Genomic DNA, 22,304 nt, shown 5'->3' with positions numbered 1-22,304 from the left:
TGATCAGTATTGCCCATAATATGCGAAAATTGGCAGCCAGGTAGGCTACCAATTTTTTGTTTTTTCGTTTTTATTCGATTTGCAGCTAATTTTTGGGGCTGTTTCCAAATTCTTTAGAGACAGCCCCATTTCTACTCGCGTCGCGCTATTCACTCCAGTGATTGCGGTGCACGCGCTCTGGGCGATACCGCTCTGCGCTGGATGGCAGTTCGCCCTTGGGGTGACCCACCGCCACCAACGCCAGGGGATGCACCCCCGAGGGCAGTTGGACCAAATCACGCAGGCCATCAATCCGGTCTGGTTCGGGCTGCACGCCCAACCACACAGCCCCCAGCCCCATGCTGTGCGCCGCCAGCAGCAAATTCTCAGTCGCCGCCGAGCAGTCCTGCACCCAGCGTCCAGGCGCTGTTTCCAGGCGCGCGTCGCCGCACACCAGAATCGCCAGTGGGGCTTCTTTTAATGCTTTCGCAAAGGGATGAAAACGGGTAATCGCATCCAGCATTTCGCGGTCGTTAACCACCACAAAATGCCATGGCTGCCCGTTAGCCGCCGAAGGCGCCTGCATAGCCGCCCGCAGCAGCAGATCCAGCTGCTCTTCGCTCACGGCCTCGTTTGAAAAATGGCGCACACTGCGCCGGGTGAAAATCGCTTCTAATGCGTCCACTGCGTTTAACCCTCACCTTCAATAGAGTGGATGGCCGCTTCGGCGGTCTCGTTCCCGTAAATGCACATTAAAATCCCCGGTAAATAGCGGTCCATCATTAATAAGTTAACATTCACCAAATTGCCGATCAGAGACAGGTTAATCTCGCTATTTTCCACATCCAGGCTGGTTTTATAACGCACTTCGCCATCGCGGTAATCCATCTCAAAATTTCCAATCATCAGGCCGTAATTCGCCCGTGTCAGAAATTCTGCCACCGTGGCGCGCCGCTCTTCCGGCACATTGATCGGGCAAACCGAATAGAAAGAGAAGAAACCCTTCTCTTCATTCACATTGGCATTGCAAAGCCATTTTCCGTTGCTGCCGTTAAAACTCATCTGCAGCGTTGGCCGGCTGTCCATTTTGAGGAAATACCATTCCTCTTGCGTAAAATAACGCACAACAGTTTCAAAAAGCGTTTCCATCCCCTGCTGCTCCTTTATGCCGGGTGAACCGGCCGCTAGATTTCCATTTTATCACACCACCCAGTAAACACGCCCGCCTCACAGGTTGATTAAATTTGAAGCGCGAATAAGAAAGTCGCCCCATCATCGCGGCCAAATCATAGAAATTAGACACGCTTTTGACAAAATGCAATTGGCATGTTAGAATGATCAAGGTTAGAAGTAACCCGGTCATCCGACCGGAAGTTGATTTGGAAGATAACGAAATATGAGCTTCGTTGATGCACCAAGACAGCCCCGGCCGGAGATTCGGCAGGGCTTCTTTTGTTAAATTGAATTGTTTCGGTTCAGCGAACCGTTTTTAGATAGAGAATAGAAATACAACGAGGTTTGCACATTCTATGAAAAAGAAAACACTTAAAATCACTCCGATGGGCGGAGTCGGTGAAATCGGTCGTAACATGACCGTTTACCAATACGCGGGCGAATACCTGATTGTGGACGCCGGCTTAATGTTCCCCGATTCAGACATGCCGGGCGTTGACTATATCATCCCCGACATCTCTTCCTTGCTCAAAAAACGCGACAAAATTCGCGGCATTGTTATTACCCACGGCCATGAAGATCACATTGGCGCCATCCGCCACATCATTGAAGATATCAACGCGCCCATCTACGCCACCCCCCTCACGCGCGGCCTGATCGAAGTCAAGCTGGCGCGCGGCGGGCTGCTCAAAAAAGCGCAGTTGAACACCGTCCAGGCCGGAGACTCCGTTAAAATCGGCCCCTTCCAGGTCGAATTCTTCCACGTCAGCCACTCCATCCCCGACGCCGTCGGCATGGGCATCACTACCCCCGCTGGTCTCGTCGTGCATACTGGCGACTACAAATTCGACCACACGCCGGTGGACAATTGGCCCACCGACTTTACTCAACTTTCCGAGTTCTCCCGCCGCGGCGTACTGGCCCTGCTGGGTGACTCCACCAACGCCGAAACCCCCGGCTGGACTCCCTCTGAGCAGGTGGTCAATCAGGGCTTTGAGCAGGTCTTCAGTCAGGCCAAAGGGCGCATCCTGATCGCCAGCTTTGCATCGCTCATCTCGCGCATGCAGCAGGTGGTGAATATTGCCCAGAAATACAACCGCAAAATTGCCTTTGTGGGCACCAGCATGATCGACAACGCCAAAATGGCGCGCAAGCTCGGCTACCTGGAAGTTCCTGAGGAAATGGTTGTTTTCCTCGACCAGGCGCTCAATCTGCCCAAAGACAAAGTCGTCCTCATGATCACCGGCTCCCAGGGCGAGCCCAACTCCATCCTGGGCCGGCTCTCCACTGGCCGGCACCGCCAGCTTTCCATCGAAACCGGCGACACGGTTGTGCTCTCTTCGCAGGCCATTCCCGGCAACGAAGAACTGGTCTACCGCACCATCAACCGCCTGTTTGAATACGGCGCCGACGTGATCTACGAGAATATCGCCCCCGTGCATGTCTCTGGCCACGCCAGCCAGGAAGAGCTTAAGCTCATGATCAATCTGGTCAAGCCCAAATACCTGGTGCCCGTGCACGGCGAGCTGCGTCACCTCAAGCGCCACGCTTACCTGGCTCAACAAGTGGGCATTCCCGCCGAGAACATTCTCATTTCCTCCAATGGCCAAACCATCGAATTCACCAATGGCGAAGCCAGCTTCGGCGAGAAAATCCCTTACCAGGCCGTGTTTGTTAGTGGTTCCAGCGTGGGCGACCTGTCGCAAGCCGACGTGCGCGAGCGCGACACCCTGGCGAAAGAGGGCATGGTGGTCGTCAACCTGGTGGTTGACAAACTGCATCACCGCGTGCTGCGCAAACCCACCTACATCACCCAGGGCTTTCCCGCAGAAGTCGATGAGGTGCTGGATAAAGCCAGCGACCGCATCTTCAAAGTGGCCAGCAAAGCCAACGGCAATCTGAACGAAAAAGTCGTTGAAGAATTGCGCAGCCATCTGCGTAGCCAGACGGGCAACACCCCCAGCGTGTTTGTCAACGTAACTGAAATCTAAACCATAAAATAAATTGAACAACGCCGCCCGATTGGGCGGCGTTCTTTTCAACGTTCAAAACCGGCTTACCATTCCTCTGCGCCCCAGCCAAACTGCCCGCGCAGCGGCACAAACGCCACCGCAATGGTGTCTTCCCCCTCCAGCCGACCGCCTTCCTTTACCCACACCTGCAGCATCTGGTGAAAGCGGCTGCCCACCGGCCCCACCAGCCGGCCGCCTTCAGCCAACTGGTCGAACAGCGGCTGCGGAATTTGCGGCGCGCCCGCGGTGAGGATAATCCCGTCAAACGGGGCCGCCTCGGGCCACCCCAGGCAGCCGTCGCCCTGCTGAACATGCACATTGCCCAGCTCCAGGCGCTCAAAAAGCTGCGCGGCCCGCGCCGCCAGCGACCCAATCCGCTCCAGAGTGTACACGTCTCCCACCATCTGCGCCAGCACCGCCGCCTGGTATCCCGACCCCGTCCCCACCTCCAGAATCCGCTGCCCCGCCCGCGGGCGCAACAGGGTCGTCATCAACCCCACAATATACGGCTGTGAGATCGTCTGCCCCTCGCCAATCGGCAGCGGGCAGTCGTCATAGGCTTCTTCAACCAGCTCAGACGGCACAAACACATGCCGCGGAACCGCGCGCATTGCCGCCAGCACCGCCGCGTTCTGAATGCCGCGCAGCTCAATTTGCGAGTGCACCATCTTTTCGCGCGCCTCGCGCAGAATCTCCGGTTCTTCCAATGTTTTCATTCCCATTTCAGTATACCCAACCCATCCGCGCCCTTCAATTGGTTTCGCCTGCCAAACAGGGTGAATACATCACAGATTGATGTTCCAAAAAACTCTTATCGATTCACCACATTTTCTGTTTTTCCTCTCCGCTCCACGGAAGTGGAAACGGTTTTCGGATGCATCAAACACAACATGGAATTCAGAAGATTCCATTTGAGAGGGTTGGATAAAGTCAATATTGAATGGGGTTTGATCAGTATTGCCCATAATATGCGAAAATTGGCAGCCAGGTAGGCTACCAATTTTTTGTTTTTTCGTTTTTATTCGATTTGCAGCTAATTTTTGGGGCTGTTTCCAAATTCTTTAGAGACAGCCCCGGCAGGGGTGGGGCCAAACGCTCAAAAATAAAATATCACAGTATCAATATAGTTTGGTTTTCTACAAAATCGCAAAATGTCTGACATAAGATCCATTTACCCCAGCCTGCCGGGTGATAGCAGCAGCAGTTTTTTGAGCCGCCTCTCTCTGCCAGGCTTGACAATTCCGCTTTAATCGATATAATAGTGTAAAATTTACACAAACAGACAGTGCCGGCGGACAAGGAGAGAAAATGAGCGTATTTGACAACAAGCGGCTGGATAACTCCACCTTCAAACTGGACATTGACCGCATGCGCGACGGCTGGTACACAGACAAATATTTTGTCAATATTGCCAACATGCTCACCGTGCTGGCTAAAGAAAACTATATCTACAACGGCCAATACCCCAACCTGCCCTCTTCGATGGTCGAAAAAGGCATCAACTGTGGCGATATTGAAGTGGAAATGCAGTTCTTCACCCGCCGCTTGGGCGATACGGTGGTGGTCGGCATTGACAAAGCCCTCACCATGCTGCGCCACTGCACCGGCTACTGGCAGGAAGACCAATGGGTGGATACGCACGCCAACCTGGAAGTGTGGGCCGTGCAAGACGGCTGCACAGTTCATAGCAACGGCGACCCGATGGACGTGCAGCCGGTAATGCGCGTGCGCGGCCATTACCGCGACTTTGCTCACCTCGAAACCACCCTCCTGGGCATTCTGGCCCGCGCCAGCCGCGTGGCCACCAACGTCTACCAGACGCTGATCGCCGCGCGCGGCAAACCCCTGCTCTTCTTCCCCGCCCGCTTTGACGTGCACGAGGTGCAGGCTGCAGACGGCTACGCCTACCACATCGCCGTTGAACGCTACAACATGGACTACGCCCACAAACTTGGCCCATTCGTCTCCACCGATGCGCAGGGCGACTGGTGGGGCGGCGCGGGGGGCGGCACGGTGGCACATGCCGCCATTGCCAGTTTTTTGGGCGACACCGCTGAAGCCATGCTGGCCTTCGCCCGCATCCAGCCCGCCTCCATTGTGCGCATTGCCCTGGTAGACTTTAACAACGACTGCGTGACCGATTCACTGCGCGTCTGCACCGCCATGTTCCAAAAATACCGCGAACTGGTCGACAAAGGCGAGATGGATGAAGCCGAGCGTTATAGACTCTACGGCGTTCGCCTCGATACCAGCGCCTCGCTGCGCGACGTCTCTGTGCCCCCGCTGGGCGACCCCAAACTCGACCTGGGTGTAACCCCGCGCCTGGTGCACATCGTCCGCGAAGCCCTCGACAACGCCTGGAAAGACTGGAACCTGCCCGCCGAATGGGTGGAACGCGCCCAGGAATTTTGTTCCTTCGTGAAAATTGTCGTCTCCGGCGGATTTGACGCCGAGCGCATCGACCGCTTTGAGCGATTAGGCGTTCCGGTAGATATTTACGCCGTGGGCTCCTCGCTGTTTGATAATCACGGCCCCACCAAAGCCGATTACACCGCCGATGTGGTGCGCGTTAAAATCCACGGTGAATGGGTGGATATGGCCAAAATCGGCCGCCGCCCCTGTGAAAACCCCGACCTGGAAAGAATCTGGTAGAAAAGTGTGATTAAATTAAAAATCGCGGGGCGCTTTTTGCCCCGCGATTTTTAATGATCTATTTTATTTCTCATACACCAGGCAAACCCAGTCATTAATCTGCCCGTGATTGATCTTGCGCAAGCCGCGCGCTTCGGCGGCTTCTTCCACGCCGCGCGCTTGCGGCTCCAGAATGCCCGCCATCACCAGCTTGCCACCCGGCGCCACCAGATCGGCCAGCCCGTCATTAAACAACTGTAAAATGATCGGCGCCAGAATATTCACCAGCACCAGCGGCGCCTGGTTGAAAGAAAAATCGCCGCGCCGCACTTCCGTTACCGAACCCGCGCCAATCTCCAGCTTCTCCAGCACGCCGTTGGCCTCGGCGTTTTCGCGCGTGGCCTTCACCGATTCGGGGTCAATATCCACGCTCAGCACCTGGCTGGCGCCCAGCAGCGCCGCCCCAATCGACAGAATCCCCGACCCGCAGCCCACATCAATGGCGCGCTGCCCAGCCTGGGTGTATTGATCAGTCATTTGCAGGCACAACTGCGTGGAAGGGTGCGTGCCCGTGCCAAACGCCATGCTCGGGTCAATGCGAATCGCCACCCGGCTGGGGTCGGTTTGCTCCATCCAGGCCGGCAGCACCAGCAGGCGCTCGCCCACCGGAATGGGATGGTAGCGCGTCTTCCAGGCCGCCATCCAGTTCTGCTCTTCGATCTTGCGGTACACAGGCTGTGGCAGAGGTTGAATGCGCCCCAGGTACCACAGCGCCTCTTCAATTTTCTGGCGGGTTTCTTCCAGCTTATCGTCCACCGGGATGTAGCCATACACTTTGGCAATCGTCGAGGGAATGCCCTCGGCGTTATCCGGCTGCGAAACAGCTTCGCTTTCCACCACCACGCCGTTGACCACATAGCGGCTGATGGCTTCAGCCAGCGCCTCGGCCAGCTCACCATCCACGGTCAGAGAAATCTCAATCCAATAAGCTTTAGCTTCCACCCAATACCTCTTTCAAAACATCCACAAAACTTTTTTCCTGCGGAGATACATCCGTACCCAGGGTCTTGGCCAGAGTCTCAAACAGCTCGCGCTGTTCAGACGAGAGATGCGTGGGCACAGCCACGTTTACCACCACCAATTGGTCGCCGTTGCCCGAACCGCGCAAATGCGGTATCCCTTTGCCCTTCAGTGTAAACACCTTGCCCGGCTGGGTTCCCGCCGGAATTTTGATCTTTTCAGTGCCTTTCAGCGTCGGGATCTCCACCTCGGCCCCCAGCGTGGCCTGGGCAACATTGATGTTCAAGTCCAGCAGCACGTCGTCTTTGCGGCGCTTGAAGAACTTGTGCGTCTTCACGCGGATTTCCAGGTAAATATTGCCGTTCGGCCCGCCGTTGGCACCCGGCTGGCCTTCTCCCGCCAGGCGAATCTGCGTGCCGGTATCTACACCGGCCGGGATGGGCACCACCTTCTTCACCGTTTTGCGTTCCAAACCGCGCCCGCGGCAGGTGTGGCAAGGGGTATCAATTACCTCGCCTTTCCCCTGACAGGTGGGACAGGTGCTCACCTGTACCATCGAACCGAGCAGCGTCTGGCGCACCTGGCGCACCTCACCGCGCCCGCCGCACGACGAGCAGGTTTTTGGGCTGGTGCCCGGCTCCGCGCCGCTGCCGCTGCACGTCGCGCAGACCTCATCGCGGACGATTTCAATTTCCTTTTCCACCCCAAAAACGGCTTCATCAAACTCCAGCGTAACGGTCATGTTCAAGTCTGCGCCGCGCCGGGGGGCATTGCGTGAGCGCCGCGAACCGCCGCCACCGCCAAAACCGCCAAAACCAAACAGTCCCTCGAACAGATCCGAGAAATCCATCGTGCTGAAATCGGGCATGCCGCCCATGCCGTTCAGGCCTTCATAGCCATAACGGTCGTAGGCCGCGCGCTTATCCGCATCCGAAAGCACGGCGTAGGCTTCATTGATCTCCTTAAATTTATCTTCGGCCCCCGGATCTTTATTTACATCCGGGTGATATTTTCGGGCTAGCTGCCGGAAGGCGCTCTTCAGCTCATCGGCCGTTGCCGTGCGCGGTACGCCCAGGATTTCGTAATAATCACGAGGTGCCATGCGGTTATTTACCTTCTCATTAAAAGAACCGCCCCCCAATCAGGGCGGAGTTGATTTCGCTCAATGGTATCTGGCAGTGGGCATCCAATTGCCCACTGCCAGTAATTGTAACCCGGTTTAGGCGTTTTTGAACTCGCCATCAACCACATCTTCACCGCTGGGGCCGGCTTGCTCACCGCCTTGCGGCTCGCCGCCCGCCTGCGGGCCTTGCTGCTGGTACATCGCCGCGCCGATCTGCTGGATCAACTGGCCCAGTTCCTCGGTCTGCTTGCGAATGTCATCCGCGTTGTCGCTTGCCATCGTCTCGCGCAGCTTCTTCACGCCGTCTTCAATCTTGGTTTTGATGTCGGCCGGCACTTTGTCGCCAAAGTCGCGCAGCGATTTCTCGGCGGTGTAGGCGGTATTGTCGGCATGGTTGCGCACTTCGATCAGCTCTTTGCGCTTCAAGTCTTCATCCGCGTGGGCTTCGGCCTCTTTACGCATGCGCTCAATCTCGCTCTCGCTCAAGCCCGAAGACGCGGTGATGGTGATCTTCTGGCTGCGGCTGGTGGCTTTATCCACGGCGGTCACGTTCAGAATGCCGTTGGCGTCAATATCGAAGGTAACCTCAATTTGTGGCACGCCGCGCGGTGATGAGGGAATGCCGTCCAGAATAAATTTGCCCAACGATTTGTTATCCACGGCCATCGGGCGCTCGCCCTGCAGCACATGAATCTCCACCTGGGTTTGCCCGTCGGAAGCCGTGGAAAAGATCTGGCTCTTGCGGGTGGGGATGGTGGTGTTGCGCTCAATGATTGGGGTCGCCACACCGCCCAGCGTCTCCACCGAGAGGGTCAGCGGGGTTACATCCAGCAGCAGAATATCGTTCACTTCGCCGCCCAGCACACCGGCCTGAATGGCCGCGCCCACCGCCACCACCTCATCGGGGTTCACGCCCTTGTGGGGGTCCTTTCCAAACAGGCGTTTCACCGCTTCTTGCACGGCGGGCATACGGGTCATACCGCCCACCAGAACCACTTCATCAATATCCGACGGTTTCAACCCGGCGTCAGAGAGCGCGCGTTTCACCGGCTCCAAAGAGCGGTCAATCAGGTCTTGGGTCAGCTGCTCCAATTTGGCGCGCGACAGGTTCAGCACCAGATGTTTCGGGCCGCTGGCATCCGCCGTCAGATATGGCAGGTTAATTTCGGTGGACATGGTGCTCGAAAGCTCAATCTTGGCTTTCTCGGCCGCTTCTTTCAAGCGCTGCAGCGCCTGGCGGTCCTGCCGCAGGTCCATGCCGTTCTCGCGTTTGAACTCTTCAATCAGGTAATCCATCACCCGGCGGTCAAAATCATCGCCGCCCAGCAGGGTATCACCCGAGGTGGAACGCACCTGGAAGACGCCTTCGCCCACATCCAGAATGGAAATATCAAAAGTACCGCCGCCCAGGTCATACACCGCGATGACCTCATTTTTCTTTTTGTCCAGGCCGTAGGCCAGCGAAGAGGCGGTCGGCTCGTTGATGATGCGCAGCACTTCCAAACCGGCGATGCGGCCGGCGTCTTTGGTGGCGTTGCGCTGAGCGTCGTTAAAATACGCCGGAACAGTGATCACCGCCTGGGTAACCGGTTCGCCCAAAAAGGCTTCCGCGTCGGCTTTCAGTTTCGCCAGAATCATGGCCGAAATTTCGGGCGGGGAATATTCCTTACCGTCCAGTTGCACGCGAACGTCGCCGTTGGGGGCCTTGGTTACTTTGTACGGCGTGCGCTCAATCACTTTTTGTACTTCCGCGTTATCAAATTTTCGACCCATAAACCGCTTGATCGAGAAAATGGTGTTATCGGGGTTCACAATCACCTGATTGCGCGCCACGCGGCCCACCAAACGCTCATGGTTTTTATTGACAGCAACAACCGATGGGCATAACCGCTCGCCTTCCGCGGTGGAAATAACAGTCGGCTCACCGCCCATCATAACAGCCATAACTGAGTTTGTGGTTCCTAAATCAATTCCAATGATTTTTCCCATGATATCCTCCTGAATTATCGAGCTACTCGCACCAGCGCCGGGCGCAATACCCGATCACCGAGCATATATCCTTGTTGCAACACTTCAATCACCTGCCCGCTTTCGTGGTCAGGACTTTCCTCACTGGTAATGGCCTCGTGCAGAGTGGGGTCAAACATCTGCCCCTCCGCCTCAATCGCCTTGATACCTTCAGCCTCCAGAATAGTTTTTAACTTTCGGCTGACCAATTCAATCCCCTCCGACCATTTGGCGCCTTCGCCCTCGGTGGGACGGTTTTTCAAAGCGCGCTCCAAATCATCTTGCACTGCCAGATATTTTTTGATCAATTCAAATTTCAGGTTGCTGGTCAGCAGAACCTGATCGCGCTCAATCCGCTTCTTGTAATTCGAGAAATCCGCCCGCTCGCGCTGCCAGCCATCCAGGTTTTCCTGGCTTTTCTTCCGTTCAACTTCAAGCTGGTCTTTCAACTGGTTGATTTCGACAACCGCCTCGGGTATGGGAGCTTCAGATTCAGGCGCTTCAGGCGCCGCCTGCGGCTCTTCCGCTGCAACCTGCTGAGATTTCTTTTTTCTGGTTTCTCGATCCATACTTTTCCCTCAATCTACAATTATTCGCCCATTGTCTCGGCCACAAAATCGCTCAACAAAGCCGAGATAAAGCGTACCGTTGAAATCGTCCGCCCGTACGACATGCGCATCGGGCCTAACACGCCCAGCGTGCCCACTGCTACCCCCGGCGCGCCGTACTGCGCCAGCACAATCGAGCACTGGCTCAACTCTTCCCAGTTGCCCTCGCCGCCGATCAGAACCTGCACACCGCTGGCATGCTCGCTTAACACCGTGCGCGAGAGCAGATCTTGCAGCACCGAGCGTTCTTCCAGCACGCGCAGGGCGCGCCGCGCCTCTTCCGACTCGGCAAACTCCGGCTCAGCCAGCACGTTGGTGATGCCGTCCAGGTAAATCTCGCCCGAAACCAGCGCGTCAGCGGCGCGCATCTGGTCTTCCACCCAGCCGGCCACTTCAAAATCCAGGTCCAAAAGCTGGCTGCGCAGCAGCGATACCGCGCGCGCGTCTTTGCCGTTCAGCAGGCCGGTGAGACGGTTGCCAATCGCAGAAAGCTGCTCTTGCGAAACCGGCTCGTTCAGCGTCATAATCCGCTGGTGAATCTGCCCGCCCACTGTAACCAACACCACCAACACCTGCCGCCCGCGGGTCGAGATCAGCTCCAAATGTTTGAAGCGCGACTCCATCAAATGCGGGGCGGTTACCAGTGAAGCCCCCTGCGACTGGTGCGCCAGCACCGAGGCCGCCAGGCGCATCCACTGATCGATATCGCGGTGCGTCTGGTAGAACTGGTGAATAATCGTCCGCCGCGTTTCGTCCGGCAGCTCTGTGCGCTGCAGCAAGCGGCCCACAAAGTAACGGTACCCATCTTCGGTGGGCACCCGCCCAGCGGAAGTGTGCGGCTGGCGCAGGTAACCCATCTCGGTCAGCGCGGCCAATTCGTTACGCACGGTTGCCGGAGAATACTCCAACCGGTAGTGCTCCACCAGGTTCTTCGACCCAACCGGCACGGCCGTATGGGTGTACTCGCGGATCACCAGGGAGAGAATCACTTTTTGGCGGTCGGTTAATTCAATCATTTATCGCTTCTTTTTAGCACTCTCAACGTTAGAGTGCTAAATCATTGTGAATAATGATAGCATGTTAAAAAAACAGCGTCAAGCGCATACGGCAGGTTCATATAAAGAATTAATACAATTTGACCCCGCCGCGTTTTCTTCTTACAATTATAATGATCTCACCTGAGAGCCCTCGCCCGCCGGCTTGAATGGGCGCTTTCTTCTCTGGTTGCCAGATTCGCGCCAGATGCGCCGGTGTCTTCATCCGGCTATGATCTTCCCTGCGTTTAGAAAGGAGCAATCTCATGGAACCCTTCCCTTCACGCCGCGCCCCCCTCTACAAAGATATCCCCGATGAAAAGTGGAACGATTGGCGCTGGCAGCTCAGTCACCGGCTGAACTCGCTTGAAGATTTCGAACCGGTCTTGAACCTGACCGACTCTGAGCGCAAAGCCCTTAGCAGCAAGGGACTCTTCCGGGTGGACATCACTCCCTATTACGCCTCGTTAATCAACCCCGACGATCCTCACGACCCGATTCGCCTGCAGGTAATTCCCACCGCCGGCGAGATGGTCGAGTTTACCGGTATGATGGAAGACTCCCTGGCCGAAGATCGCCATTCCCCCGTCCCCGGCCTGGTGCACCGCTACCCTGACCGCGTGCTGATGCTGGTGACCACCCAATGCGCCTCTTACTGCCGCTACTGCACCCGCTCGCGCATTGTGGGCGACCCTTCGGCCACCTTCTCGCGCCAGGACTTTGAAGCCCAGCTTGATTATCTGCGCCGCACCCCCCAGGTGCGCGACGTGCTGCTCTCCGGCGGCGACCCGCTGGCCCTGGCCCCGCGCGTGCTGGAAGAGCTGCTCACCCAACTGCGCGCCATTCCCCACATCGAAATCATCCGCATCGGCTCGCGCATTCCGGTCTTTATGCCCATGCGCATTACCGACGAGCTGACCGACATGCTGCAGCGCTTCCACCCCTTGTGGATGAACATTCACGTCAACCACCCCAACGAAATCACCGCCGAACTGGAGCAGGCCTGCGACAAGCTTACCCGCGCCGGCATTCCCCTCGGCAACCAGAGCGTGCTGCTAGCCGGCGTCAACGACTGCGTGCACATCCAGCGCAAGCTGGTGCAAGACCTGGTGCGCATCCGCGTGCGCCCCTACTACCTCTACCAGTGCGACCTGGTGGAAGGCGCCGGGCACTTCCGCACCCCGGTGGGTAAGGGCATTGAGATCATCGAAGGCCTGCGCGGGCACACCTCCGGCTACGCCGTGCCCACCTATGTGATCGATGCCCCCGGTGGCGGCGGCAAGATTCCCCTCATGCCCAACTACCTGGTCAGTTATAGCGACCATAAAGTGGTGGTGCGCAATTACGAGGGCTACATCACCACCTACGAAGAGCCGCTCTCCTACGCCACCCACGACCCAAAGACCTGCTCCTTCTGCCAGAACAAGCGCGTGGAACCCGGTCAGAGCGGCGTGATGGGCCTGCTGGACAGCGAAGACCTGGCCATCAAACCCCAGGGCTTCGACGAGCTGCACAATCGCGGCGGCGGCCAGCACCGTCTGCGCGCCGACAGCCACAAGTGGAAACCGCTGGGCATTGGCAGCGGAGAAGAAGAATAAGATAAAAGTTGGGAAGGGGGTTGGGGGATGGGTATTTACGCCCCTACAAGCACCCAATGATGGAACAAAAGCTATCAAAAATTTGAATCCAGCGCCCTTGCAGCTCATTCAACGACGGAATACCGCGCTTCAAGTCCTCTTCCAGCACCTCGCGCAGAATAGTTGGCACCTCGGTGCGCAGCACTTGCCCTTCCTCCATCGTAAGAAAAGCGCCCGCCCCCTCGCATTCCGCGTCGGTATGCGCCACGCGATACTGGCGATCCTCCTCCAGAGGATTCTCGCCCACCCACACCTCTCGAATCTTGTTCCCATCCGGCGCGGCCGGGTCCCATAACACGCGCAGACCGCTCACCTGCGGAATGCCAACCGGGCTGCCGCGGTAGCTCTTATGATAGGCGCGCGCGTTTTCTTCCTTTAATCCCTTCTCCAATCCCTCCCGCACCTGCCGCCCGCTGAGAAGCGAGAGCATCGGGTTGGCGGTGGTGAAGCAGGCCTCGTCCAGCCTGCCCAACGTCAGCAGCCCAGCCGGCAAGCCTTTCTGCAGAAGACCTGAGGCCAGCAGGCCAATTTCTGCGTTCATTCTGCGCCGCAGCGCGTCGGCGGCATAATTGCCCAACGCCGACTCGGCAAAGAAATCCGCTTCCAGCGCCTCAGGCAGGCGGGCAATCGGCCGCGCCAGCACCTGGCGCGCCTCTTCCTCCGCCTGGCCAATAGCCGCCTCTACCAGTGGGTCCGCCGCCTGGTCCGCCGGAATACCCAACAAGCGCGCCTTCTTGGACAACACCACGCCGGTTTGCGCATCAATTTCCAGATCGACCCGCCCCAGGTACTGCGCGTACTGCCCTGCCTGGGCAATTAACACCCCGCCTACAAATTCACCATCCGGCAGCAGCGAGTGCGAATGCCCGCCGATGATCACATCCACCTCCGGCACGGCTGCCGCCACCTCGCGGTCTTCGCGCAGCCCCAGGTGATTGACCATCACCAGCGGGCCCGGCTGCCCGGCCAGCTTGCGCGCCCACTCACGCGCGCACTCCACAAAGTGCGGCACGTCTACACCAAATAAAGCGTAAATATGCGGTGAATACGGCGCCTGGCCGCTGACCTTCAGGCTCACCTGGTCGTCGAGCGCGAAAGTGATGGAAGGCAAAAAACCCGCCACCAACGGCTGCCCATTGCGGAAGAAATTGACCGCCAGAATGGGAAAGTCCGCGCGCGCCGCCATGTCGCTGGCGGCCTGCAGGCCGTAGGTTACGCTAATGCCGTTGCCCAGGGTTTGCAAATCGCAGCCCATCGCCGCCAGCACTCGCGGAAACGCCGCCCCTTTGGTCGCGCTTATCCAGCGCACGCGCCGGTCGGCCGCGTCCCCCGCGTCAAAGTAGAAAACCCTGCGCCCCTCCGCCAGCAGTTCCGCGCGGTACGCCCGCAAAAAAGCGCTCAGGCGGCTCATCGCCGGCAGATCGGCGTGCATATCGTTGGTGTGTAAAATGGTTACGGATATCGTCTTGCGCGCCATCTCCGCTCCTTCTTACCGGGTCAATACGTGTTTTCATTATAGCATTCAGCCAACCCGCGGCTCTTTGCTACCGCCCCTTCCCAAGGAATGCGGAGTTCAAAAAACCTCTCCTGGCATTTCCAGAAGAGGTTTCCACTCATCTCTGATCACCGCGCCGCGCTGCGCTCGCTGACAATGCGCCGCGCAATATCCCGATCGATCTTGCCCATGGGGTAGTTCTGCAGCTCTTCTGGCGCGGCCCACACCACGAACTCAGCGCCGTCCACATCGGGCTCTTCGCTCACAAAGCGGCAGGCAAAGGCGTGCAGCGTTACCTTAAAATGCGTATACGCGTGTTTGTACACGCCAAAGGCTTCTCCCACCTCAATCGGCGCGTCCAGTTCCTCCACAATCTCGCGCTTCAGGCAGTCTTTCAGCGATTCTCCCGCTTCCAGCTTGCCGCCGGGGAACTCCCACATGCCGCCCAGCAAACCGTTCAACGGGCGCCGCGCCAGCAGCACCTTTCCATCTTTCCAGATCACCGCCGCCGTTACCGTCCAATGTGGAATTTCAGGCTTCGCGCTCTTCACCGGGCGCTCCGCCTGCGTGCCGTTCTGGCGCGCCAGGCACAGCTCTTTCAATGGGCAAATTTCACAGCGCGGCTCGCGCGGCAGGCAGATCATCGCGCCCAGGTCCATCAGAGCCTGGTTATAATCGCCAGCCAGGCCGGCCGGGAGCTGCTCGCGGGCAATCTGCTCCACCCGTTCCAGCCCCTCCGGTGACTTTATCGGCGTGTCCACATCAAACAGGCGCGCATACACCCGCCGGACATTCCCGTCCACCGCGGTCTCATCCAGTCCAAAGGCAATGGACGCAATCGCCCCCGCCGAATATTCGCCAATGCCGGGCAGCTTAATCAACGCTTCGCGGCTGGCTGGCAGCTTACCGCCATAGTCGCGCATCACCTGGCGCGCGGCCTTGTGCAAACTGCGCGCGCGGTTGTAATAGCCCATCCCCTCCCACGCCAGCAGAACATCCTGCTCGCTAGCCTCGGCCAGCGACTGCACGGTGGGGAAGCGCCGCATCCAACGCTCATAAAACGGAATCACCGTCTCCACCCGCGTCTGCTGCAGCATCACCTCAGAGACCCACACCGCGTAGGGATCAGAAACGCCGCGCCAGGGTAACCTGCGCGCGGCGTCTTCATACCAGTTCAACAACCTGCTCGCGATTTGTTTATGCATAATTCAACGCGTTAAAACTGAAAACCACCGGTAGAATGCACCACTTTTTCCTTGTAATTACGCACATACGCCTGCAGGCGATCACTCAACGTCAGCCAATCATTCGAGTCGAGCACAGACCGCACATCTTCAATGGAATTTCCCACCGCCCCCACCATAATCTGCGGCTGATTGCCGTAAGCCGTTGCCCAAGCATCGGTCAGCTCCAGGCCCAGGCGCTGAACCCCAGGGATAAACTCACGCACCACAAACTCAAAATACTCTCGCTCGTGGTCGCGGGCAATATCCCAGGATAAGATCAGTTTTCCAGCCAAACCTGCACCTCTGATTATGATTTGTAATCCAGAACCACTACCTGAGTTTCTTCCGGCAGCGCTTTGGCGTTGGCGATCTTCAAGGAAGGCTGGGTTTCCACTTCTTTTAACCCCATCGCCTTCAAAAACTTGGCGAGCGGATCCAGGTCAATTTTACACTCAGGCACGCCGTAATGCATGGGCACCACAATACGCGGCTCCAAAAGGCTGATGATTTCAGCCGCCTTCGCGGCGTTCAAGCCTGTTCCGCCGCCCACCGGGATCAGCAACACATGCACATCCCCTAATGATTCTACCTGAGATTGAGTCGGCACGCGATCCATATCGCCCAGATGCACAATGTTTAATTCTTCAAACTGGATCAAATACAAGGTATTGCGAATTTGCTCATTTTCAGATGCTTTTTTATGCACCCCGTTGGTCTGCACCCCAGTGATGAACACACCGCCAATTTCAAATTCGCCCGGCCCGGTGATTACATACGGCTCGCCTTTGACTGCCGTAAAGTAACTGTGCCCCGGCGCAGTGTGACTGCAGGTAACAATATCGCCTTTCAACTTTAAAGGAAAGTAACCCACCGCGCTGTGGTCAAAGGGATCGGTAATTACCGTCGCCATGCCCCGTTCAGTGAGCCGAAAACAAGAATGTCCATACCAGGTTATTTCCATGAATCCTCCGTCATCGGTATGATTATACAATAAAACCCAAAAATCCTCTGCCGCACTTTGCGCCCACATGCCCCCCGGGCCGTCGCAAACAAAAAAGCGGCCCAGTGGGCCGCGATCCTTCATCTCTTCTTGTTGGCCTACTTGCGAATTTCACGCCGTAGCAGCAGCAAGTATAACCCCAGCAGAATCAGCGCCACCGAACCGGTGTTGCCAATAAAACTGGCCGCCCCACCCGGGTTGCCCCCCAGGTAAAGCCCCCAGCCCACCACAGCCATTAGCGCGCCGGGGATAATGGGCCACCACACAAAATGCGGCGTTACCACCCGCGAGAACACAATCACCAGCACAAAGCCCAGCGCGAAGCACACCAGCATAATCCCCGTCTGCGAAAGCGCGTTCTGTTCCACGCCAGCCCCCCAGGCCAGGTAATTGCCAATCCCCACACCCAGCAGCAGGCAGCCGGGGATAATCAGCCCCAACAAGCGCTCGAACACGCCCCAAGCCAGCAACGCCAGCCCCAGGCCCACCAGAACATACAGCACAAAATCAATGAAACGCAGCGAAGTGAACCAGAACGCCCCGCCAACCCCGGCCAGAACGCCGGCCGGAACCAGCGCCCACCACGCCGGGCGTTTCAGCTGCCAGATCAGCGAAATCAGCCACACCAGGCCAAAACCGGCGCCAAAGGCCGCGAACATCAGCCCCAAACGCTGGTACAGCGCCAGATCCAAAGCCGGGTTGAGGATCACAAATACCCCACTGCCCACGCCAGTAACAATTGCGCCGGCGATCACCAGCCCAAAGTTGTGCAAAACCAGCCCCGGCAGCAGCAGCAGCACCCCCAACAGCGGAAAAAACGCGGTGAACAGCCAGCCCGTTCGCAGGCTCTGTTCCGCTAAAAACACCAGCCCAGCCATCACCATGCCTGCCCCAATCAGCAAGCGCGCCGAAACACGGCTTTTGATGGGCAGCGTCTGTTCGTGGTGGTCATTAACCGTATCCATCATATTCCAAACCCCTTAAAGCGCATGAAAAATTTGTACTCTCAAGCATACCGGACGCGCCCGCACTTGTGAATAGGAGGGAGGTCACATTTGCAGGCACAATTTTGGCCCGTCTGCGCCAGCTTAAATCAGGTTCAATTCCTTTGCGCGCAGCACGGCCTGCATGCGGTCTTTCACTTCCAGCTTGCTGAGAATGCTGGTTACATGGTTTTTCACCGTGCCTTCGGCAATCACCAGGTGCGCGGCAATCTCTTTATTGCTCACCCCGGTCGCCAGCAGCGCCAGAATTTCCATCTCACGCGCCGAAAGCGGCGCCGCCAACTCACTGGCCCCACTGTACGAGGGGCGCGAAAGCCGCGAGAACTCGGCCATCACCTTGGCGGTGATCGAAGGCAGCATAAAATATTCTCCCCGCGCCGCGGCGCGCAACGCCTCATACAGCTTCTCCGAAGAAACATCCTTCAAGAGATACCCCACCGCCCCCGCGCGCAGCCCTTCAAACACGTTATCGTCGTCCTCAAAGGTGGTCAGCACAATCACCTTGCACTCTGGCAGCGTTTCTTGCAGCCGGCGGGTGGCCTGAATGCCATCCATCACCGGCATGCGTACATCCATCAACACCACATCCGGCTGATAGCGCGCGGCCAGGCGCAGCGCCTCTTCACCATTGGCGGCCTCACCCACCACATCAAAATCTTCCTGCACACTCAGCAGCGTCTTCATCCCCTCGCGAAACAGGGATTGGTCATCCACCAGCAGAATTCGAATTTTCTTTATCATCTTGCGGCACCACAATTTCTAATGTTACGCCGTTCCCCGCCTGCGATTCAACGCGGAAGACGCCGTTTAACAAATGCACGCGCTCGCGCAGCCCCAACAAACCAAATCCACCATCCAGCGTATGGGCGCCCTGCCCATTATCCCGCAGAAATAAACGCACTGAACCTGGCTGCGAATAGTCCAGCTCTGCCCACAGATGATTGGCCTGGGCGTGCTTGCAGACGTTATTCAACCCTTCCTGCGCCGCGCGGTACAGCGTCAGATGTACCTGCGGCGAAAGCGGGCGGGGAGTGCCGATCACGCGCAGGTGCGGCTCTACCCCGGCGGCCTGGCAGCGCGCCAGCAAACGCCCCAACTGCTCATCCAGCGGCAGGTCTTCCTCAGGCGAGGCCCGCAGCGCGCCCACCGAACGGCGCACATCCACCAGCGCTTCTTGCGCCAGATTCTGCGCCGTGTCAATCGCCGATACCGCCCGCGCCGGGTCACTGGAAAGCACAGCCTGGGCCGCCTTGAGCTGGATATTAATCGTGGTCAAATAATGCCCCAACCCATCGTGAATTTCACGCGCCAGGCGGTTGCGCTCGCGCGTGATCGCCAGCTCTTCCACCTGCAGCGCGAATTCACGCAAGCGCTGATTGGCCGCCTCCAGCTCTTCCACCAGCCCCACCACCTTCTCACGGGCGCGTTCTTCATCCACCGCCATCTGCGTGAACACCACAATAAAAACCTGCCCGGCGAAAAACAGCAGCAGGCCTGACCACGTCTCGGCCACACTGCCGGTGATTAAATACACCGCCACCGTATACGCCAGCAAGATCACCACATTCACAACATAGCGCCATGTATCCGCCAGCAGCAACACACTGTGCCCCACCAGCGGCAGCAGCACCATCACATTCACCCCTGTGCCCTGGCTGAAGAAAATAATCAACCCCCCCAGCGGAATTTGCAGCGCGAAATACAGCAGCCGCAGATTCATCGAATGGCCGCGGGCCACATACCCATAACCGTATACCCCCAGCGACATATAGCCGATGCCAAACACAATCAGCAAAAACAGCTTCAGCGATGAGACCTCTCTCAACGTGCTGAAAGTGGCAAAATAGGCCGTCAGCACCACGACCGAAAAGGCCAGATCGGTGGTGCGGCTGGTGCGAATGGAAGGGCGCAGTATGTTCACAAATCCAATTATAGCAAAGCCCCGCATAACCGTAGGTCACAATCCACAGACCCCCACTCATGACCCACAATAGGATTTTTATTGTGACTGCCAGCACATTCAAAGCGGCAGCAATTCACGTACACTCAGGTCGGATTCAAAGAACATTTCCCCTGGAGTTACTCATGAATATCTTGCTGGTGTACCCCGAATTCCCCGATACCTTTTGGAGTTTCAAACACGCCCTTAAGTTTATCCACAAAAAAGCCTCCTCCCCGCCCCTCGGCCTGCTGACTGTGGCGGCCATGCTGCCCGCCGAATGGGACAAACGCCTGGTAGATATGAACGTGCGCCCCCTGCGCCCCGCAGACCTGGATTGGGCCGACATGGTGTGGATCAGTGCCATGGTTGTGCAGCGCGACTCTGTTCTGGAAGTCATCGAACGCTGCCAGCACAAACAAAAGAAGATCGTCGCCGGCGGCCCGCTCTTCACCTGCGAAAGCAGCCGCTTTTCCATGGTCGATCACCTCATCTTAAATGAAGGCGAAATCACCCTGCCCCGCTTCCTGGCCGATCTGGAAGCAGGCTCTCCCCAGCGCGTTTACGCCACAAGTGAATTTGCCGACCTGCACCAAACCCCCACCCCGCTGTGGAACCTGGTCGATATGCGTAAATACGACTCCTTAAGCATCCAATTCACCCGCGGCTGTCCCTTTAACTGCGAATTCTGCAACGTTACCGCCCTGCTGGGGCACCGCGTGCGCACCAAAACCACCCGGCAGATCATCACCGAGCTGGACCTGATCTACTCGCTCGGCTGGCGGCGCAACATCTTCTTTGTGGACGATAACTTCATTGGCAACCGCCGCCTATTAAAAGAAGAAATCCTCCCCGCCCTGATCGAATGGCGCAAAAACAAAATCGGCTGCCGCTTCATCACCGAAGCGTCCATCAACCTGGCCGATGACGAAGAGCTGATGGACCTGATGGTGCGCGCCGGTTTCGTCTCCGTGTTTGTTGGCATTGAAACCCCCGACGAAAACAGCCTGGCAGAATGCCACAAAGTGCAGAACAAAAACCGCAATCTGGTCGAGAGCGTTCGATACCTGCAGCGCAAAGGCCTGCAGGTGATGGGCGGCTTTATCGTCGGCTTCGACAGCGATACCCCCTCCATCTTCCAGCGCCAGATCGAATTCATCCAGAACAGCGGCATCATCACCGCCATGGTTGGCCTGCTGCAAGCCCCCAATGGCACTCAGCTTTACCAGCGCATGCAGGCCGAAGGCCGCTTGATCGAAGAAATGACCGGTGACAACACCGACGGCACCACCAATATCGTCCCACTCATGGACCAAAACCTGCTGCATAACGGATACCGCAGCATCCTCGCCACCATCTACTCACCCAAAATGTTCTACCAGCGCGTGCGCACCTTCTTAAAGGAATACCACCTGCCCCCGGTTGATCTTCACCTTGAGCTGGCCGAAATCGGCGCATTTTTCCGCTCCATCTGGCTGCTGGGTATTTGGGGACCTGAGCGCCGCGAATACTGGCGGCTCTTCTTCTGGACACTCTTCCACTGCCCGCAGAAATTCCCCCTTGCCATCACCTTCTCCATTTACGGATATCACTTCCGCAGGGTCAGCCAGATTCAAGGGCTTACCGTATAGAGCGTCTGCCTCGCCAGCTCGCCAGCCGGACCCCCCGTAAATATTTCTCCCCCATTTTCATAAAAACAGAAAATGGGGGAGACGCATGAGATGGCCGGGCAATTGCTTGACTCAACCCGTGAGGTTTGATAAACTTCTTCTTCGCGGCTTAACAATATCCAGGCAAAAGATACCTTGTCATAAAAACGGTGCTTTGGTATAATTTAGCCCGCAAGAGTGAAGAAAATTAACAAACGAACACTCCCCACGCTTTGCCCGCCGACGTAGCTCAATCGGCAGAGCAATCGCCTTGTAAGTGATAGGTTACGGGTTCGATTCCCGTCGTCGGCTTACTCTCTGTTGTAGATTGGCGAGTGAGATTGAAAGTAACTTCGCCGACAATCTCACCTGCGAGCAGACAACAGCTCGAAGACAATGGGCGGTTACCCAAGTGGCCAAAGGGACCTGACTGTAAATCAGCTGGCAGACTGCCTTCGGAGGTTCGAATCCTTCACCGCCCACTGGTCTTTAGACCGTAAAGGTCTGGGAACGGTATGCCCTCATAGCTCAGTTGGTAGAGCACGTTCTTGGTAAGAACGGGGTCATGGGTTCAAGTCCCATTGAGGGCTCTGGTTACCACCTTTACCTTAAATTGTATTTTCTTTTAAGGAGAAGAGTAATGGCGAAGCAGAAATTTGAGCGGAACAAACCGCACCTCAATGTGGGCACCATGGGCCACATTGACCACGGCAAGACGACCTTGACCGCGGCGATCACCAAGTACTGCGCGATGCTGGGCGGCGCGG

The 22,304-nt window shown here is 57.2% G+C and carries 20 protein-coding genes, 3 tRNA genes and 1 pseudogene; 9 read left to right on the top strand and 15 right to left on the bottom strand.

All coding sequences use genetic code 11. The features are described 5' to 3' along the window. Positions 1-145: 145 nt before the first annotated feature. Both ADN00_RS17850 and ADN00_RS17845 read right to left on the bottom strand, forming a co-directional pair. On the bottom strand, positions 146-664 hold the full coding sequence (locus ADN00_RS17850; protein ID WP_075064375.1) for a nitroreductase family protein: 519 nt from the start codon (positions 662-664) through the stop codon (positions 146-148). Between the two features lie 5 nt (positions 665-669). Next, entirely contained in the window at positions 670-1,128 is a 459-nt protein-coding gene (locus ADN00_RS17845) for a type III secretion system chaperone family protein (RefSeq protein ID WP_075064374.1), read from the bottom strand. 380 nt (positions 1,129-1,508) lie between these two features. On the opposite strand from ADN00_RS17845, the gene ADN00_RS17840 reads away from it, so the two are divergent. Then, positions 1,509-3,143, top strand: a complete 1,635-nt coding sequence (locus tag ADN00_RS17840; RefSeq protein WP_075064373.1) for a ribonuclease J — start codon at positions 1,509-1,511, stop codon at positions 3,141-3,143. A gap of 65 nt (positions 3,144-3,208) precedes the next feature. On the opposite strand, the gene ADN00_RS17835 is transcribed toward ADN00_RS17840, so the two are convergent. After that, complete coding sequence (locus ADN00_RS17835) at positions 3,209-3,880, bottom strand: protein-L-isoaspartate(D-aspartate) O-methyltransferase (RefSeq protein ID WP_075064372.1); 672 nt, start codon at positions 3,878-3,880, stop codon at positions 3,209-3,211. A gap of 129 nt (positions 3,881-4,009) precedes the next feature. Here ADN00_RS17835 and ADN00_RS20360 point away from each other — a divergent pair. Both ADN00_RS20360 and ADN00_RS17825 read left to right on the top strand, forming a co-directional pair. Continuing rightward, a pseudogene (locus ADN00_RS20360) lies at positions 4,010-4,156 on the top strand (transposase); the annotation flags it as partial. 316 nt (positions 4,157-4,472) lie between these two features. Further along, positions 4,473-5,816, top strand: a complete 1,344-nt coding sequence (locus ADN00_RS17825; protein ID WP_075064371.1) for a nicotinate phosphoribosyltransferase — start codon at positions 4,473-4,475, stop codon at positions 5,814-5,816. A gap of 63 nt (positions 5,817-5,879) precedes the next feature. Here the strand turns inward: ADN00_RS17825 and prmA are convergent, their stop codons facing one another. The 5 genes from prmA to hrcA form a co-directional block, all read right to left on the bottom strand. After that, the gene (prmA, locus tag ADN00_RS17820; RefSeq protein WP_075064370.1) at positions 5,880-6,797 is read right to left on the bottom strand and encodes a 50S ribosomal protein L11 methyltransferase; all 918 of its coding nucleotides are present in this window, start codon (positions 6,795-6,797) and stop codon (positions 5,880-5,882) included. After that, a complete protein-coding gene (gene dnaJ / locus ADN00_RS17815) occupies positions 6,787-7,917 on the bottom strand; it encodes a molecular chaperone DnaJ (protein ID WP_075064369.1) in 1,131 nt (376 codons plus the stop codon). Before dnaJ ends, prmA begins: the two co-directional genes overlap by 11 nt. 117 nt (positions 7,918-8,034) lie before the next feature. Then, positions 8,035-9,927 (bottom strand): molecular chaperone DnaK, encoded by a 1,893-nt coding sequence (gene dnaK, locus ADN00_RS17810; protein ID WP_075064368.1) that lies wholly within the window; start codon positions 9,925-9,927, stop codon positions 8,035-8,037. Between the two features lie 14 nt (positions 9,928-9,941). After that, positions 9,942-10,514, bottom strand: a complete 573-nt coding sequence (locus ADN00_RS17805) for a nucleotide exchange factor GrpE (RefSeq protein ID WP_075064367.1) — start codon at positions 10,512-10,514, stop codon at positions 9,942-9,944. Positions 10,515-10,534: 20 nt separating this feature from the next. Continuing rightward, complete coding sequence (gene hrcA, locus ADN00_RS17800; protein WP_075064366.1) at positions 10,535-11,569, bottom strand: heat-inducible transcriptional repressor HrcA; 1,035 nt, start codon at positions 11,567-11,569, stop codon at positions 10,535-10,537. 284 nt (positions 11,570-11,853) lie between these two features. Between hrcA and kamA the strand changes: the two genes are divergently transcribed. Next, positions 11,854-13,185, top strand: coding sequence for a lysine 2,3-aminomutase (kamA, locus tag ADN00_RS17795; RefSeq protein ID WP_075064365.1), 1,332 nt, complete (start codon positions 11,854-11,856; stop codon positions 13,183-13,185). 43 nt (positions 13,186-13,228) lie between these two features. Here kamA and ADN00_RS17790 read toward each other — a convergent pair whose 3' ends face one another. The 7 genes from ADN00_RS17790 to ADN00_RS17760 form a co-directional block, all read right to left on the bottom strand. Continuing rightward, positions 13,229-14,701, bottom strand: coding sequence for a bifunctional metallophosphatase/5'-nucleotidase (locus tag ADN00_RS17790; RefSeq protein ID WP_075064364.1), 1,473 nt, complete (start codon positions 14,699-14,701; stop codon positions 13,229-13,231). 146 nt (positions 14,702-14,847) lie between these two features. Next, positions 14,848-15,924 (bottom strand): A/G-specific adenine glycosylase, encoded by a 1,077-nt coding sequence (gene mutY / locus ADN00_RS17785; RefSeq protein ID WP_075064363.1) that lies wholly within the window; start codon positions 15,922-15,924, stop codon positions 14,848-14,850. Positions 15,925-15,935: 11 nt separating this feature from the next. Continuing rightward, positions 15,936-16,238, bottom strand: coding sequence for a hypothetical protein (locus ADN00_RS17780; protein WP_075064362.1), 303 nt, complete (start codon positions 16,236-16,238; stop codon positions 15,936-15,938). Positions 16,239-16,252: 14 nt separating this feature from the next. Beyond that, a complete protein-coding gene (locus ADN00_RS17775) occupies positions 16,253-16,906 on the bottom strand; it encodes an MBL fold metallo-hydrolase (protein ID WP_075064376.1) in 654 nt (217 codons plus the stop codon). Positions 16,907-17,043: 137 nt separating this feature from the next. Further along, entirely contained in the window at positions 17,044-17,913 is an 870-nt protein-coding gene (locus ADN00_RS17770; RefSeq protein WP_152966411.1) for a hypothetical protein, read from the bottom strand. 120 nt (positions 17,914-18,033) lie between these two features. Then, on the bottom strand, positions 18,034-18,690 hold the full coding sequence (locus tag ADN00_RS17765; protein ID WP_075064360.1) for a response regulator: 657 nt from the start codon (positions 18,688-18,690) through the stop codon (positions 18,034-18,036). Next, the gene (locus ADN00_RS17760) at positions 18,656-19,870 is read right to left on the bottom strand and encodes a sensor histidine kinase (protein WP_160317562.1); all 1,215 of its coding nucleotides are present in this window, start codon (positions 19,868-19,870) and stop codon (positions 18,656-18,658) included. The genes ADN00_RS17765 and ADN00_RS17760 overlap by 35 nt, the downstream gene beginning before the upstream one ends. Before the next feature lie 164 nt (positions 19,871-20,034). On the opposite strand from ADN00_RS17760, the gene ADN00_RS17755 reads away from it, so the two are divergent. The 5 genes from ADN00_RS17755 to ADN00_RS20630 all read left to right on the top strand — a co-directional run. Next, on the top strand, positions 20,035-21,519 hold the full coding sequence (locus ADN00_RS17755; RefSeq protein ID WP_075064358.1) for a B12-binding domain-containing radical SAM protein: 1,485 nt from the start codon (positions 20,035-20,037) through the stop codon (positions 21,517-21,519). A gap of 257 nt (positions 21,520-21,776) precedes the next feature. Then, positions 21,777-21,849: transfer RNA gene (locus ADN00_RS17750), tRNA-Thr, on the top strand. Between the two features lie 86 nt (positions 21,850-21,935). Continuing rightward, a tRNA-Tyr gene (locus tag ADN00_RS17745) sits at positions 21,936-22,019 on the top strand. A gap of 35 nt (positions 22,020-22,054) precedes the next feature. Next, positions 22,055-22,127 (top strand) — tRNA-Thr (locus tag ADN00_RS17740). Next, a partial coding sequence (locus ADN00_RS20630; protein ID WP_407944724.1) for a GTP-binding protein occupies positions 22,103-22,304 on the top strand: 202 nt, incomplete at its 3' end. The genes ADN00_RS17740 and ADN00_RS20630, both read left to right, overlap by 25 nt.

The sequence above is a fragment of the Ornatilinea apprima genome, from assembly GCF_001306115.1.
Taxonomy (GTDB): domain Bacteria; phylum Chloroflexota; class Anaerolineae; order Anaerolineales; family Anaerolineaceae; genus Ornatilinea; species Ornatilinea apprima.
Note: the sequence above shows the minus strand (reverse complement) of the source record. Positions and strands in the feature narration are given on the sequence as shown.